Genomic DNA, 14,718 nt, shown 5'->3' with positions numbered 1-14,718 from the left:
GCGAATGGGGCCACTTGGCACAAGCCGGCGGGCCGGATCGGTTCCATCGCCCGCTACGCGCTTGATCGCCCCCGCCGCCCGGCGACAATGGTGACAATGCCGCAACCCTGGACGAGTCCGCCCCCATGTCCCGTCTTCATCGAATCGCCCTCGCCCTGCCCCTCTCGGTCGTGACACTCACCGCCGCCGCCAGCGCCTGGGCGGGGGAACGCAGCTGGACGCTGCAGGGGCAGTCCCTGCGGATCACAACCCCCTGCGCCCGCACGGTGGACATCACCGCCTCATCCAGCGCGCACGACGTAAGCATCCGGGCCACGGCGGATGACCCGAAGGAGCTGGACCAGCTGACGGCCAGCGGCGGCCAGGTGGCCCAGCTGGGCATCAGCGGCCGCCGCTGCTACCGCGAGGGGGAGGATTGGACGCGCTGGCAGCCCACCTTGCGCATCGCCATCACCGTACCCGCCGGTATCCCGCTGGAGGTGCAGGAGGGCGGGTCCACCGACTACCAGGCCAACGGCGGCTTCGGCGCCCTGGGGCTGACCCTGGACGGCTCTGGCGATTTCAAGGTCGACCGGGTGGCGGGCGGCGCCCAGATCCGCATCCATGGGTCGGGCGATACCCAGCTGGATCGCCTGGAGGGCGCGCTGAAGGTACGCGTGGCCGGCTCGGGCAATGTCGGCATCATCCAGATGACCGGCCCCTCCACCGACCTGGAGAGCAGCGGCAGCGGCACCATCACCATCGGCGGGGGCAGCGGCGGCACCACCCAGGCCAAGATCAGCGGATCGGGCAACGTCACCCTGCCGGCGGTGCAGGACCTGCGCCTGACCATCGACGGCTCGGGCGATCTGGCGGCGGCCAAGGTGCAAGGGCCCTTGTCGGCCCATCTCGGCGGTTCGGGTTCGCTGACCATCCACGCGGTGTCGGCGCCCACCGCCCAACTGAAGCAGTCGGGCAACGGCGACATCACCATCGACGGCGGGGAGATCGGCACCCTGTCCACCGCCATCAGCGGCAGCGGCGACCAAGTGCTGCACGTCAAGGTCACCGATGCCACCCTCTCGCTGAGCGGCAGTGGTGACGTGACGATCGATCAGGTGACCGGCCGGCTGGAGCAGTCACGCAGCGGCAGCGGCGACGTTCACGCGGGCGGACGCTGACCTGACGGGATTGATCAACGGGCCTGGCGGCGGGCGGGGCGCACCATGGCCCGGGACCGGGGCAGGCGCACCGGTTCCGACTGAACCACCGCGACATCCTCCTCCACGGCGAACAGGCCGCCCTGGTCCACCACCACCGGTGCGGGGGCCGGTGCGGGCGCGGCGGCGGGCAGGGCACTGTCGGGCAGGACACTCAGGGGCAGGCCGATGGCGTCGCCCAGGGACGCCATTTCCTTTGGCAGGCCGTTAGAAGCCTTGGGGGCCTTGGCGGGCAAGGTGGGGCTGACATCCTGGGGCAGCATGGCGTCATCGCCCAGGGCGCGATACTCCCGCACCAGTTCCTGCAGGGTGGACCACACGGAACGGATTTCCCCCTCCAGCACGGCACGGCGCCGGTGCAGGGCGGCAGGATCTGCCTTGATGGCGGCAAGAATTGCCGAGATGGGAAGGCCGTCAAGGCTGTCGGAACCGGCGCCGGGACGCGCGGCCCGGCGGCGTGCGCCCAAGCCGTTGGGCAGCGGATTGTCCTGCATGGCCACGGCCGCCGGGGTTTCCGGAGCGGTCCGGCCCGCCAGGGGACCGGCCTGGAAGAAGCGTGCCTTGAAATCGTCGAACGTGAACGTCATCGGAACCCCCCGGAGCCTGGATCGCTGTCAGGAGTCCAACAGCAACCCGCATGCCAGCGGGCGGGGCGTCACGGGCGGCGGAAAAGGGAGGCCATCCTCCGGGCTTGACACCGGAAACGACCCGGAGCTTGCAAAACGCAATGCATGGGGCAAGGGTTTGCCCGAAAATCATCAGTCCATGACAAAAGGCCCGGAGGGAGGTCATCCCGTCCGGGCCTTCGCATTGGGGCAGGCGTCAGTGGGCGCCGGCAGAGCTGCTGTCGCGCTGCACCGTCGGGGCGTTCGCCGACGGCTTGTCGTCACCCTTCCAGAACATCAGGCTGTCCAGGAAACCACGGTCGCCGACCACGGTGCCCGGCCATTCCTTGTCGACGATCTTGCGGATCTGCGGGTCGGCCTGATCGCCGCCGGCCTTGGCCACGAGGGCCGCTTCGCCCTTGCTCTGGTTGGCGGTGGCGGAGGCCACGGCCGTCGCCTCGGTGGTGGCGGCGCCGAACACGGTGCTGGTGGCCCGCGTCTCCTTCACGATCTCCTGCGGGCGCGGGCTGCCCGGCTGCGGCGGACGCAGGTTGAAATCGGGCGGCACCTCCAGCGGCGCGCGCGCCAGCACCCGAAACTCGTCCGGCGTCGGCCGCGACCCGCCGAACAGGTAGTCCAGGCTGTCACACCCCGTCAGGGCTGCCAAACCGGCCGCCGCGAGCATCAGCCGCGCGCTAAACACCTTAGAATTCTCGCCCATATCCTCGTCCGTCGAATGTAGGCCCCGGACCCCGGGACCCCGTGAACCTGACCCTAACCCACTCTGGGAACCCGTTGGGTAAACCCCACCCGGGGAACCCCACCGTTCCCCAACTGGCGTTCCCCTGCCGGCATTCCCCGTGCCGGCGACACCCTACCGCGTCGCGGGCCTGACGAACAGCCCATCCACGACCAGCACCAGCATCCCGACCACGATGCCGCTGTCGGCGACGTTGAATGCCGGCCAATGCCATGCCGCGATGTGGAAGTCCAGAAAATCAACGACGGCGCCCAGGCGCAGCCGGTCGATCACATTCCCCAACGCCCCGCCGATCACCATGCCGGCGCAGACCGCCTCGACCAGGCGGGCCGCGCGCCGCATCCACACCGCCATGGCGGCGGTGATGACCAGGGCTAACACGATCAACATGACGGTGCCCGTCGCGCCGCCCTGATTAAACAGGCCGAAGCTGACACCGTGATTCCAGACCAGCACCAGGTTGAAGAAGGGCAGCAGGGTGATGCCGTCACCCGCCTCGGCGAAGCGGCCCAGGATGGCGGCCTTGCTGGCCTGGTCGGCGGCCAGGACCAGGGCCGCCGCGACCAGGCCAGGAACACCGAAGCGCCCCAAGACGCGGGCCAGCATGCTCATACCTGGTCGCCCCCAACGGGACCAACGGCGTCATCGCAGCGATGGCACAGTTGTTCCACACCTTCGGCGGCGGCCGGCACCTCCGGCAGGATGCGCCAGCAGCGCTCGCACTTCTCACCCTCGGCCGCGCCGAACACCACGCCCACGCCGGCCACGTCGGCCAGGGCGAAGGCGCCTTCCGGCGCCGGCTCCAGGGTCACGGTGATGCCGGAGGTGATGCTGATTTCCGCCAGATCCAGGCCGGCGAGAGCCGCCTGATGCTCCGGCTGCACATGCACCGTCGGATGCGCCTGCAGGGAGGAGCCGATGGTCTTGTCGGCGCGCTTCAGTTCCAGGGCGCCGGTGACCACGCGGCGCAGGTCGCGCACCACCGCCCAGCGGGCGGCCAGGGCGTCGTCGCGCCAGCCGGCCGGAATGTCCGGGAACTGGCGCAGATGCACGCTCTCCGGCAGCGCCGCCCGGCGGGCGTCGTCGCCCTCGGCGCGGAAGGCCAGCCAAGCCTCCTCCGTCGTGAAGCACAGGATGGGGGCCAGCCAGGCCGTCAGCGTCAGGAACAGCTGCTCCAGCACCGTGCGCACGGCGCGGCGGCGGTCGCTGGTCGGCGCGTCGCAGTACAGGCTGTCCTTGCGGACGTCGAAGTAGAAGGCCGACAGGTCCACCGCGCAGAAGTTATGCAGCTCGGTGATCAGGCGGTGCAGGTCGTATTCCTTGGTAGACTGGCGCACGATGCCGTCCATCTCGGCCAGGCGGTGCAGCACCCAGCGCTCCAGGTCAGGCATGGCCGCCGATTCCACCCGCTCGGCCTCCGTGAAGTCGGCCAGGGCGCCCAACAGATAGCGCAGGGTGTTGCGCAGGCGGCGGTAAAGGTCGGCGTTGCTCTTCAGGATTTCCTTGCCGACCTTCAGGTCCTCCGAATAGTCGGAGCCCACGACCCACAGGCGCAGGATGTCGGCGCCGTATTCCTCCATCACCTGCTGCGGCGCCACCACGTTGCCCAGGGACTTGGACATCTTGCGGCCCTGTTCGTCCAGGGCGAAGCCGTGGGTCAGCACCGCCTTGAAGGGCGCGCGGCCCCGGGTGCCGCAGCTTTCCAGTAGCGAGGAATGGAACCAGCCGCGATGCTGGTCCGACCCCTCCAGGTAGAGGTCGGCGGGCGACGACAGGTCGTTGCGCCGCTCCAGCACGAAGGCGTGGGTGGAACCCGATTCGAACCAGACGTCGACGATGTCGAACACCTGGTCGTAATCGGCGGGGTCATAGTCCGGGCCCAGGAAGTCGGCGGCGGGCCGGCTGTACCAGGCATCCGCCCCCTCGGTCTCGAAGAAGCTGGCGATGCGGTTCAGCACGCCCTCGTCCTTCAGGGGCTGGCCATCCGTCTTGGACAGGAACAGGGCGATGGGCACGCCCCAGGCGCGCTGCCGGCTGATGCACCAGTCGGGGCGGCTTTCCACCATGGAATAGATGCGGTTGCGGCCTTGCGGCGGCACCCACTGCGTCTCATCGATGGCCGCCAGCGCCCGCGTCCGCAGGTCGTTGGTGTCCATGGAGATGAACCACTGCGGCGTGGTGCGGAAGATCAGCGGCGCCTTGGACCGCCAGCTGTGCGGATAGCTGTGCTTCAGGTTGCCCTTGGCCAGCAGCGCCCCTTGCGCGATCAGGGTGCTGATGGACTTGCCGTTGGCGTCGCCCGGCTTGCCCTCGGGCGTGTAGACGCGGGCGCCGGCGAACAGCGGCACATGGGCGTAGTAGCTGCCGTCCGCGTCCACGGTCTGCGGCACCTCCAGCCCGAACTTGCGGCCGAGGTCGAAGTCCTCCGCGCCATGGCCGGGGGCGGTGTGGACGAAGCCGGTGCCGGCGTCGGACGTGACATGGTCGCCCGGCAGCAGCGGCACGGCATAGTCGTAGCCGCCGTTGGCCTCCGGATGGCCGCGGAAGGGATGGGCCAGGATGGCGCCGTTGAGGTCGGCGGCGGTGACGTCGGCGCCCTTCGCGAATGTCGCCTTGGCCGATGTCGCCACCCCGTCGGCCAGGGCCTGGGCCAGGATCAGCTTTTCACCCACCTTGGCGAGCGAGCCTTCCTGGGCCTCGGTCACGGTATAGACGGCGTAGGGGATATCCTCGCCATAGGCCACGGCGCGGTTGCCCGGCATGGTCCAGGGGGTGGTGGTCCAGATGACGACCGCGGCGCCGTTCAGCACCGGCGTGGGCGCCGCCACCACGGGGAAGCGCACCCAGATCATGGGCGAGGTCACGTCCTGATACTCGACCTCCGCCTCGGCCAGGGCGGTCTTTTCCACCACCGACCACATGACGGGCTTGGCGCCCTTGTACAGGCCGCCATTCAGCAGGAACTTGTGGATCTCGCGCACGATGGCGGATTCGGCGTCGAACGCCATGGTCAGGTAGGGGTTCTGCCAGTCGCCTTCCACACCCAGGCGGCGGAACTCGGCGGCCTGGATACCCACCCATTCGGCGGCGAAGTTGCGGCATTCGGCCCGGAACTGCAGGACGGGCACCTCGTCCTTATCCTTGCCGGCCTTGCGGTACTTCTCCTCGATCTTCCATTCGATGGGCAGGCCGTGGCAGTCCCAGCCGGGGACGTAGACGGCGTTGCGGCCCTGCATCTGCTGGCTGCGGATAACCACATCCTTCAGGATCTTGTTGACCGCGTGGCCGATATGGATGTTGCCGTTGGCGTAGGGCGGGCCGTCATGCAGCACGAAGGGCGCGCGTTCCGCCCCATCCTGGCGCAGCTTGCCGTACAGGTCGATGGCCGCCCAGTGGGCCAGCAACTCCGGCTCCTTCTTCGGCAGGCCGCCGCGCATGGGGAAATCGGTACGCGGCAGGAAAACGGTGTCTTTAAGATCGCGGGTCATGGCGGGTCAGAAAATCCGGTGTTCGGATGGCGGCCCTCCCTGGCCCGGGCGCGGAAGCGGGCGTCCCGGGAGAAGGCCGGCGGGATTGTCGGCGGTGGCGGTACGCGGATGAACGCGCCCAAATCCCGGCCCCCCTCAGGAGACCGGGTCGATAATTCGCAGGTCCATGACCCTGATCTGGCGCGGTATCAACATGGGGGCGGATGTTAGCAGCCGGCCCCAGCGGGTCAAGCGGCATGGGACGGAACCGGTCGGCGTCACGGCGATGACCCGGTTCACGTTTTAGGCAGGGTGGCCAGGCGGCGGCGCGCCTCACCCGCATCGCTGAGAATCTGGTCCTTCAGCGCCTGGAAGCTCTCGAACTTCATCTCCGGCCGGATGAAGTCCAGCAACTGGACACGGACATGCCGGCCGTAGAGGTCGCCGTCGAAATCGAACAGGTGGGCCTCCAGCCGCTCGACCGTGCCGCCCACGGTGGGGCGGCGGCCCAGGTTGGCCACGCCGTCATGCCAGACGGTGGCCGCGCCCTCGTCCACCCCGGCGCGCACGGCATAGACGCCGAACTGGGGGCGCAGGTAATCGTGGATTTCGATGTTGGCGGTGGGGAAGCCGATGGTGCGGCCGCGCTTGTCGCCGTGCTCGACCCGGCCCTCGATCTCGAACGGGTGGCCCAGGATGGCGGCGGCCTCTTGCGGGCGGCCTTCCTGCAGATGGCGGCGGACGGAGGTGGAGGAATAAGGCTCCCCCGCCCCGTTGGCCACCGGCCGCGCCTCGGTCACGCCAAAGCCGTGTTGAGCGCCCAGGGTCCGCAGCAGGCCCATGTCCCCGCCCCGGTTGTGGCCGAACAGGAAGTCGTAGCCCGCCACGACATGATGCGCACCCAGGCCTTGGACCAGCACCTTCTCCACGAACTCCTCCGCCGTCATGCCCGACAGGGCGGCGTCGAAGTGCAGCACCACCAGGGCGTCGACGCCCAACGCGGCGACCAGGCGCGCCTTGATGCGCAGTGGCGTCAGGCGGAAGGGCGGGTCGTCGGGGCGGAAGAAGCTGCGCGGGTGCGGCTCGAACGTCATGACGGCGGCGGGGCGGCCCAGGTCATCGGCCAAGGCCCTGGCCTGGCCGATGACGGCGCGATGCCCCAGGTGCACGCCGTCGAAATTGCCCAAAGCCACCACCGCCCCGCGCACGTCGGCGGGCGCATCCTCATAGTGGCGCAATAGCTTCATGACCGGCGGCTTTTCATCGCTTGGGTGGGCCGTGGAACGGGCGGAAATCCAATGCGTCCGGATATAGGCTTTAACGGCCCGCTCTGCAAAGCCCCTTCCCACGCATGCGGCACGCCCTCACGCCGCATGCGCCGGCCCCGCGCCGGCCCTCGGCATGGCGTTCAGGGCGGCGCTGGCGAACAGCAGCAGGGCGGTCACGAAGAACACGGACCGCATGCCGACATGCCCGCCGATGAAACCGCCCAGCAGCGGCCCGGCCACCTGCCCCGCGAATTGGGCGGAGGTGGAATAGCCCAGGATGGCGCCCGCCACCCGGTCGGGCACGCTGTGCCGGATCAGGGTGGTGATGGCAGGCAACAGGCCGGCCAGGGTCAGCCCCATCAGGAAGCGCAGGGCGATCAGTTGCCAGACATGGGTGACGAAGGCCTGGGGGATCATCAGCACGCCAGTGGCAGCCAGGCAGGCCACCACCACCGCACGCGGCCCCAGCCGGTCGGTCAGTCGCCCCACGCGCGGCGCCGCCAGCATGCTGGCCAGCGCCCCGGCGGCCATCACCAGCCCGGACAGGAAGGCGACGTCGCTGTCGGGTGGGGCGATCTGGCCGACATAGACGGTGATGATGGGCTCGATCGACATATTGGCGACCATCAGCATACAGGCGGTCAGCAGCATGGCGTACACGGGCCGCCGGTCGGGGATCTGGCGCCACGGGCTGCCCACAAGAGGGGGCCCGGCGACCTTGGCCCGCGGTTCCTCGCGGATCAGGGTGGCGGTGGCGATAAAGGTCAGGAAGATGGCGCCGCCCGCGGCGAAGAAGGTCTGCCGCAGACCGATCAGCCCCGGCAGGGCGCCACCGATCAGCGGCCCCGCCAAGCTGCCGGCCAGGATGCCGGTGGACAGGACCCCCAGGGCCCAGCCGGACCGGGACTTGGGCGTCTGCGTCGCCACCAGCACGATGGAGCCGGAGGCGTAGCCCCCCAATAGGCCCGCCAGCAACCGCAAGGCCACCAGTTGATAGACATCCCGGACCAGTCCGGTCAGCGCGATGGCCGCCGCCATGGCGAAGCTGGCGCGGATCAGGATGATCTTGCGGCCGTAGCGGTCGGCAAACCGGCCCCACAGGGGGGCGGTGGCCCCGGCACCGAAGAAGGTGGCGCCATAGGCGACACCCGACCACTGCACGATGGCGGCGTGACCACTCACCCCCAGATGCTCCACATACAGGGGCAGGAAGGGCAATATCAGGCTGAGGCCCGCGATGGTGGTGAAGGATCCGAACAGGCAGACGTACAGGTTCCGTCGCCAGTGCAGGGATTCCATGATCGTCAATCCTGATGGGGCAGCATCGTTCATCCCGGAAACTGGCGCCATGACCACCGCGGGTCCATCGTTAACCTGTCGGTGGAGATGGGCGCCCCTGTCATGCCCCTACGCCGGCACGATGTGAGCGGGCTCATAGCGCGCCGCCGGGAACCGGCAAAAGATCGAAAAAATATGCCTTGTGGGGTGGACGGGCGCGGCGAATCGCCCCGACAATCAGCAAAGCATCACCGACAGCCAGCCGCGCCAGGATCGCCGCCGTCATGGACACCGCAGTCGAAACACCCGCCGTCCGGGCGGACCAGGCGGGCACCACCGGATGGTCCTGCACGTACCTGGAGCGTCCCGACGGCGCGCGTTTGCGCCTGGGGTCGTGGCAGGGGGGTGAGGCTGCCGGGCGGCGCGGCACCTGCCTGCTGGTCAACGGCCGCAGCGAGTTTCTGGAAAAATACGCCGAACAGGCCGCCGAGTGGGCCGCCCGGGGCTGGCGGGTGGTGTCGTTCGACTGGCGGGGCCAGGGCCTGTCCACGCGCGCTCTGGCCAACCGGCACATGGGGCACATCGACGACTTCGGCACCTACCTGGACGATTTGGACGCGGTGATGGCGGCGTTGTGCCCGCCCACGGGGCCGGTCGTGGCTTTCGCCCACAGCATGGGCGGCCATCTCATGCTGCGCCATGTGCTGGACTGTGACACGGCGATGGAGGTGCCGCGGTTGAAGGCGGTGATCCTGTGCGCCGCCATGCTGCGCATCAACACCACCCCCCTGCCCGCCCCTGCGGCGGCGCTGATCGCCGACCTGGCCTGCCGCCAGGGCAAGGCGGAGGCTTACGCCGCCGGCCAACGCGATTTCGATCCGGACGCCCAACGGTTCGAGGGCAACACCCTGACCAGCGACGCCCGCCGCTTCCAAGTCGCCCTGGACGCCTGCCGCCACCAGCCGGACCTATGCCTGGGCGGGGTCACCTACGGCTGGCTGTCGGCCGCCTTCCGGTCCATGGATTACCTGGGCCACAGCGACATGTCGGGACTGAACCTGCCCATCCAGATCCTGGCGGCCGGCGCCGACCGCATCGTGCGCTCCCCCGCCCTGCGCGCCCTGGCCCGCCGCCTGCCCAATGCCTGGTTCCACCAGTATCCCGGCGCCCAGCACGAACTGATGATGGAGACTGACGCCATCCGCCGCGCGGTGTGGGAGGATATCGACCACTTCCTGGAGGAAAACGGGTTGTAATTACCCCTGGTCCGGCGGCATCAGCATCAGGGGCTGCAGCGCCGGGGCCAGCACGCGCAGCAACTGGGCCGGCAATGCGCTGGTGAAATGGTAGTTGGCGGCCTGAGCCCCATGGACATGGGCGGTGATGACGCCGAAGAAGCGATCGCCGGCATAGAAGACAAAGGTGGCCGTGCGGTTCACCACCCGCGATTCCAGCAGCACCCCGCCGGGCCCGAAGCGGTCGAAGCGCTGGTCACCCGTGCCGGTCTTACCACCCAGGGGCAGCGGGTTGCCCTCGGCGTCGTGGAAGGCGCCCTTGGCGCGCTGGGCCGTGCCGTTCTGCACCACATCCAGCAGGTGGGCCTTCACCACGTCCACCAACTCATGGGACAGCACGCGCTCCCCCTTCAGCCGGTCATCCAGACCCACCGTCGCCTCATAGGGTGTGCCGGCGGCGAAGTGCAGGCGGGTGATGCGCGCGGTGGGCAGGCGGATGCCGTCGTTGACGATGATACCCATCAGGTCGGCCAGCGCCCCGGGCCGGTCGCCCGAGCTGCCGATGGCGGTGGCGTAGGAGGGCACCAGCGCCTCGAAGGGATAGCCCAGGCGCTTCCAGTCGGCATGGATGCGGGCGAAGGCCTGTTCCTCCAGCACGATGCCGATGCGGGTGTCCTGCGCGTGCTTGTAGCGGGTGGAGAACAGCCACTGATAGCTTTCCTGGCGCGAGCTGCTGCTTTCCTTCAGCATCTGGCGCTTGGGCGCCTTGGGGCTTTCCTGCAGATAGGCCACCAGCCATAATTCCAGCGGATGGACGCCGGCCATGTAGCCCCGGTCGTTCAGGGTCCACTTCTCCGGGTCCGCCTTCTCGAACAGGGCGGCCACCGTGGCGGGCTTCAGCGGTTGCGGCTTGGCGTTGACATGCGCCCCGGGGGCACGGGTCTCGTTCTCCGTGGCGCCGTGGGCCGCCAGGAAGCGGGCCAAATCCTCCGGCGTCGAATTGGGTCGGACGGAGCGGTAGATGACGGCCAGCCGCTCCTCCCGCGTGCCGGCCTTGGCCGCCAGCTTTTCCAGCGCCTGGTCGGGGTTCAGGCCGCCATACTCATCCCAGAAATGGTTCAGGAAGGTGCTGCCCTCCCGGTCCGCGAACTGGGCCAGGTAGGTTTGGCGGGCCGGGTTGCGCGGATCGTCCAGGACGTCGTCCTTCCGCGCCGGCCCTTCGGCGATGTAGTGGTTCACCACGTCGCGCATCAGGCGGATGAACACCAGGTTGACCGAGCGGCGCAGCGCCTCCGACACCGTCAGGATACGGTGGTCGTCCGACTTTTCGAAATTGTTGAAGCTGTGCAGGCCGCCGCCGGTGAAGAAGCGCTCACCCGTGCCGGCGGAATAGGTCCGCTCCATGGCCGCGTTCAGCAGGGCCGGCAGCCCCTGATCGCCCGTCTGCGCCAGCGTCTGGGTCACCCAGCGCGTCAGGTTGTCGTCCGCCGCAGCCGAAATGTCGCGCAACGCGGCGGCGTCGCGCTGGTGATAGTCACGGTACAGCTTCTCGATGATCTCAAGATAGGAGATCAGGGTGCGCAGCTTGGCGGTGGAGCCCAAATCCAGGCGCGCGCCCTCGTTCAGGTCCAGCGGCTGGTCCAGGGTGTCGACCTGCACCCGCACCAGGTTGGCGTGGGGCGCGCGTTCATACAGGGTGACGGAATAGACCACCTTGGCGGGATCGGCCCCGGTCAGCAGCCGGTCGCCGGTCAGGCCAAGCTCCGCCGTCGCCGCCGGGTCGGCCAGGCGCTTCAGCACCGCCGTCACCCGTTCCTGCGCCGCCTGGTCCAGCGTCGTGTCGGTGGTGAGGTCCAGGCGGTCCAGCTGATACAGCGTGTGGGCGCCCAGCATGGAGATGAGGCGGTTGCGGATGGCGTTGACCGCCTTCTGCTCCACATAGGAGACATCGGGCGGGTCCGGCGCCTCCTCCCGGAAGCGCAGTTGGAAGTTCTGCGCGGCGTCGGCCAGCGCCGGGGGGATGACGCCCGCCTTTTCCAGCACCCGCAGATGCTCGTTGCACAGGGCGTCCAGCGCCGTGCGGTTGGCGGTCAGGTAAAAAGACGGGCGCCGCTGGGCCAGCAGCAGGCTGAGGACCTGCTTATAGACCACCGCCTGGGTCGCCAAATCCTCCTCCGTCCGGGGCTGGTCGCGCAGGATCTGGTTCGCCGTGGCGAAGTCGGTGCCATACCAGGCCCACAGGCCGTCGCCCAGGCCATTGATCTCCCCGATGCCGGGCCGGGCCGACAGGGGCGTGGAGTTCAGGTAATCCACCAGGATGCGGAAGCGGGTCTGGGTCGTGTCCGCGCCATCCATGTAGGCGCGCATGCTGGCCGACGCCATCTGGCGCAGCTTCTCCACCCCGTCGGCCGTTTGGCCGCCGGCGGAATGGCGATACTTCTCCGTCTGCGTCGCCAGGGTGCTGCCGCCGATGCGCTGGGCGCCCGGGTTGATGACCTGCAAGGGGATTTGCAGCAGGGCCAGGCCGAAGCGGTCCCAATCCACCGCCGGATTGCGATAGGGGTGCGCCGGGTCCAGCAGCTTGCGGTTCTCGATGAACAGCAGGGTGTCGGCCACCAGCGGCGGGACGGAGGCGAAGCTGGTGAACACCCGCTCCGGATAGCTGGCGCCGTAAAGCAGCGTGCCGCCGCGGTCCAGCACCTGCAGCCCGGCCGAGGTTTTCTCCGCATAGGGCGGATAGAAGCTGAGGTCCAGATAGTCCAGCAGGGTGGGCGACATGCGCGCCTGGGCGGTGACGCGGTAGGGACCGGCCGTGAGCCGCTCCAGGAAGCTGGGCATCTGGGTATAGCCCAGCCTCTCGTCATAAGGCCCGCCGGTGGGGTAGCGCACCGCCGTGGTGGGCCCGGGATAGACGGAGAAGCGCAGGTCGCGGCCCACCCGGGCCAGCAATGCGGATTCAAAGCCGGACGTTTGCGTCTCCAGCCAGGCCGCGCCCCCGATGCCCCCCATGATGGCCAGGCTGGTGGTCCAGCCCAGGATACGCACCCATAGCGGGGTGCCCCGGCGACGGACCTTGGGACCGGCGGCGTCGGTATCGGCGGCCTTGGCTCCCGGCGACAGGCGGGACACGGGTGGACGCAACGCGGCCAAGGTGTCGCCGCGCCCGCCGATGCCCGCCAGAGGGCTCCCGCCCAAGCTGTTCTCGGTGCTGGTCGTCATCGCCCGCGTACGCGGTACCCCCCTAGCGCAGACCCGTCCAGGCCATCCGGCGAAAGCCCCACCCTCAACTGGAACCCATCGTCACTTGGAACTAAGCGGCCTTAACCCGCCCGTGATCAAGCGATATCAAGGGCCGCCTGCTGTTGGGGGTAGCCCCGCGCCGGTGTTATCCGAACACGGGCGAAGCCCCGAACACCGGATCTTCGATGCAAGCCCCGCGCCGCGCAGCCGTCAGCGGGCGCGACCGAACGATTCCAGCAGGTGACCCGGCAGGTCCGCACGGGCCACGGCCGCTTGCTCGCCGCTCGCCAGCCGCTTCACCGTGACGGTGCCCGCCGCCTTCTCATCCGGGCCCATCATCAGCACCACGGGAATGCCGGCACGGTCGGCATATTTCATCTGCTTGGCGATTTTTGCCGGCTCCAGATGCACCTCGACGTTCAGGCCGGCAGTGCGCAACTCACCCGCCAGGGCCAGGTAGTCGGGCAGCAGTTCGGGCGCGAACTGGGTGACCAGTACGTCGATGGTGCTGGTCTGGTCCTTCACCAGACCGGCCTGGTCCAACACATAGAACAGGCGGGTGGCGCCGATGGAGATGCCCACGCCCGGCAGCTTGCTCTTGGTGTACTGGCTGGCCAGGTTGTCATAGCGCCCGCCAGAGCAGACGCTGCCCATCTGGGGGAAGTCGGTCAGGAAGGTCTCGTACACCGTGCCGGTGTAGTAATCGAGGCCGCGGGTGATGGAGAAATTGACGCGGAAATGGCTGTCCGGCACGCCCAGGGCGCGCAGGCCCGCCACCACCTGGGTCAGCTCATCCAGGCCTTCCTGGGCCAGGGCGCTGGCGCTGCCCAGATCCTTGGCCTTGGCCAACATCTCATCTGTGCTGCCATCGATGCCGACGAAGGCCAGGATGGCGTCGGCCGTCTCGGCCGACAGCGCCTGTTCCCCCGTCAGGGTGGTGCGCACGGCGTCCACGCCCACCTTGGGCAGCTTGTCGATCTCACGCAGCACGGCGGCCTGGGCCTCGCCCTCGCTCAACCCCAGCCCTTCCAGGAAGCCGCGCAGGATCTTGCGGTTGGACAGGTTGATCTGGAAGGGGCCGACATCGATGCCCACCGCCGCCAGATCGCGGAACACGGTGTAGATGACGGCCGGCATCTCCGCGTCATAGGCGACGGACAGGCTGTCCTTGCCGATGACGTCGATGTCGCACTGATAGAACTCGCGGTAACGGCCCTTCTGCGCCCGCTCCCCGCGATAGACGCGCTGAATCTGATAACGGCGGAAGGGGAAGCTGAGATCGTGCTCATGCTCCGCGACATAGCGGGCGGTGGGCACGGTCAGGTCGAAGCGCAGGGCGATGTCCGGGCGCTTGGCCTGTTCCAGGGCGCCGGTCGACTGCACGAAATAGATCTGCTTTTCCGTCTCGCCGCCCGACTTGGTCAGCAGCACGTCCACGGTCTCGAACACCGGCGTTTCGATCTGCAGGAAGCCGAAGCGCTCATAGCCCCGCCGGATGGTGTCCAGCATGCGCTGGAAGGCGATCTGCTTGGACGGCAGCAGTTCCATCGTGCCGGGCGGCGTGCGGGGGGCGATCAGGGCCATGGGATCGGACTCGGATTTTAAGAGACGGACAAGACGGGCTTCATACCCGATTTGCCCGGTGGCGCGCCACAAGCATGGGTCG

General features: G+C 68.7%; 11 protein-coding genes. 2 read left to right on the top strand and 9 right to left on the bottom strand.

Annotated features, from left to right (window positions below):
- Positions 1–125: 125 nt before the first annotated feature.
- The gene (locus tag FBZ90_RS24145; RefSeq protein WP_145735650.1) at positions 126–1,160 is read left to right on the top strand and encodes a GIN domain-containing protein; all 1,035 of its coding nucleotides are present in this window, start codon (positions 126–128) and stop codon (positions 1,158–1,160) included.
- 14 nt (positions 1,161–1,174) lie between these two features.
- Here the strand turns inward: FBZ90_RS24145 and FBZ90_RS24140 are convergent, their stop codons facing one another.
- The 7 genes from FBZ90_RS24140 to FBZ90_RS28725 all read right to left on the bottom strand — a co-directional run bounded on the left by FBZ90_RS24140 (position 1,175) and on the right by FBZ90_RS28725 (position 8,863).
- Entirely contained in the window at positions 1,175–1,786 is a 612-nt protein-coding gene (locus FBZ90_RS24140) for a hypothetical protein (RefSeq protein ID WP_145735648.1), read from the bottom strand.
- Positions 1,787–2,021: 235 nt separating this feature from the next.
- On the bottom strand, positions 2,022–2,525 hold the full coding sequence (locus tag FBZ90_RS24135; RefSeq protein WP_145735646.1) for a DUF3035 domain-containing protein: 504 nt from the start codon (positions 2,523–2,525) through the stop codon (positions 2,022–2,024).
- A 153-nt stretch (positions 2,526–2,678) separates the two neighbouring features.
- Positions 2,679–3,176 carry a signal peptidase II gene (gene lspA, locus FBZ90_RS24130; RefSeq protein ID WP_145735644.1) on the bottom strand — a complete coding sequence of 166 codons (498 nt, stop codon included), beginning with the start codon at positions 3,174–3,176 and terminating at the stop codon, positions 2,679–2,681.
- On the bottom strand, positions 3,173–6,052 hold the full coding sequence (gene ileS, locus FBZ90_RS24125) for an isoleucine--tRNA ligase (RefSeq protein WP_145735642.1): 2,880 nt from the start codon (positions 6,050–6,052) through the stop codon (positions 3,173–3,175). The genes lspA and ileS overlap by 4 nt, the downstream gene beginning before the upstream one ends.
- A 275-nt stretch (positions 6,053–6,327) precedes the next feature.
- Complete coding sequence (locus FBZ90_RS24120) at positions 6,328–7,278, bottom strand: bifunctional riboflavin kinase/FAD synthetase (protein WP_145735640.1); 951 nt, start codon at positions 7,276–7,278, stop codon at positions 6,328–6,330.
- A gap of 117 nt (positions 7,279–7,395) precedes the next feature.
- A complete protein-coding gene (locus tag FBZ90_RS24115) occupies positions 7,396–8,598 on the bottom strand; it encodes an MFS transporter (RefSeq protein WP_211102290.1) in 1,203 nt (400 codons plus the stop codon).
- A 133-nt stretch (positions 8,599–8,731) separates the two neighbouring features.
- Positions 8,732–8,863, bottom strand: a complete 132-nt coding sequence (locus FBZ90_RS28725; RefSeq protein WP_276509115.1) for a hypothetical protein — start codon at positions 8,861–8,863, stop codon at positions 8,732–8,734.
- Between FBZ90_RS28725 and FBZ90_RS24110 the strand changes: the two genes are divergently transcribed.
- On the top strand, positions 8,862–9,833 hold the full coding sequence (locus FBZ90_RS24110; protein ID WP_145735636.1) for an alpha/beta hydrolase: 972 nt from the start codon (positions 8,862–8,864) through the stop codon (positions 9,831–9,833). The genes FBZ90_RS28725 and FBZ90_RS24110 overlap by 2 nt on opposite strands.
- Here the strand turns inward: FBZ90_RS24110 and FBZ90_RS24105 are convergent, their stop codons facing one another.
- Positions 9,834–13,031 carry a transglycosylase domain-containing protein gene (locus tag FBZ90_RS24105; RefSeq protein ID WP_246130829.1) on the bottom strand — a complete coding sequence of 1,066 codons (3,198 nt, stop codon included), beginning with the start codon at positions 13,029–13,031 and terminating at the stop codon, positions 9,834–9,836.
- Positions 13,032–13,262: 231 nt separating this feature from the next.
- The gene (gene hisS / locus FBZ90_RS24100; protein WP_145735634.1) at positions 13,263–14,636 is read right to left on the bottom strand and encodes a histidine--tRNA ligase; all 1,374 of its coding nucleotides are present in this window, start codon (positions 14,634–14,636) and stop codon (positions 13,263–13,265) included.
- Positions 14,637–14,718: the final 82 nt, after the last annotated feature.

It is taken from the genome of Nitrospirillum pindoramense (assembly GCF_007827955.1).
Classification (GTDB): Bacteria; Pseudomonadota; Alphaproteobacteria; order Azospirillales; family Azospirillaceae; genus Nitrospirillum; species Nitrospirillum amazonense_B.
Note: the sequence above shows the minus strand (reverse complement) of the source record. Positions and strands in the feature narration are given on the sequence as shown.

Bases quoted from the DNA above. Each gene is read 5' to 3' on its own strand.
- ileS (WP_145735642.1), bottom strand. From the start codon at position 6,052: ATGACCCGCGATCTTAAAGACACCGTTTTCCTGCCGCGTACCGATTTC.
- lspA (WP_145735644.1), bottom strand. From the start codon at position 3,176: ATGAGCATGCTGGCCCGCGTCTTGGGGCGCTTCGGTGTTCCTGGCCTG.
- FBZ90_RS28725 (WP_276509115.1), bottom strand. From the start codon at position 8,863: ATGACGGCGGCGATCCTGGCGCGGCTGGCTGTCGGTGATGCTTTGCTG.
- FBZ90_RS24105 (WP_246130829.1), bottom strand. From the start codon at position 13,031: ATGACGACCAGCACCGAGAACAGCTTGGGCGGGAGCCCTCTGGCGGGC.
- FBZ90_RS24140 (WP_145735648.1), bottom strand. From the start codon at position 1,786: ATGACGTTCACGTTCGACGATTTCAAGGCACGCTTCTTCCAGGCCGGT.
- FBZ90_RS24110 (WP_145735636.1), top strand. From the start codon at position 8,862: ATGGACACCGCAGTCGAAACACCCGCCGTCCGGGCGGACCAGGCGGGC.
- hisS (WP_145735634.1), bottom strand. From the start codon at position 14,636: ATGGCCCTGATCGCCCCCCGCACGCCGCCCGGCACGATGGAACTGCTG.
- FBZ90_RS24120 (WP_145735640.1), bottom strand. From the start codon at position 7,278: ATGAAGCTATTGCGCCACTATGAGGATGCGCCCGCCGACGTGCGCGGG.
- FBZ90_RS24145 (WP_145735650.1), top strand. From the start codon at position 126: ATGTCCCGTCTTCATCGAATCGCCCTCGCCCTGCCCCTCTCGGTCGTG.
- FBZ90_RS24115 (WP_211102290.1), bottom strand. From the start codon at position 8,598: ATGGAATCCCTGCACTGGCGACGGAACCTGTACGTCTGCCTGTTCGGA.
- FBZ90_RS24135 (WP_145735646.1), bottom strand. From the start codon at position 2,525: ATGGGCGAGAATTCTAAGGTGTTTAGCGCGCGGCTGATGCTCGCGGCG.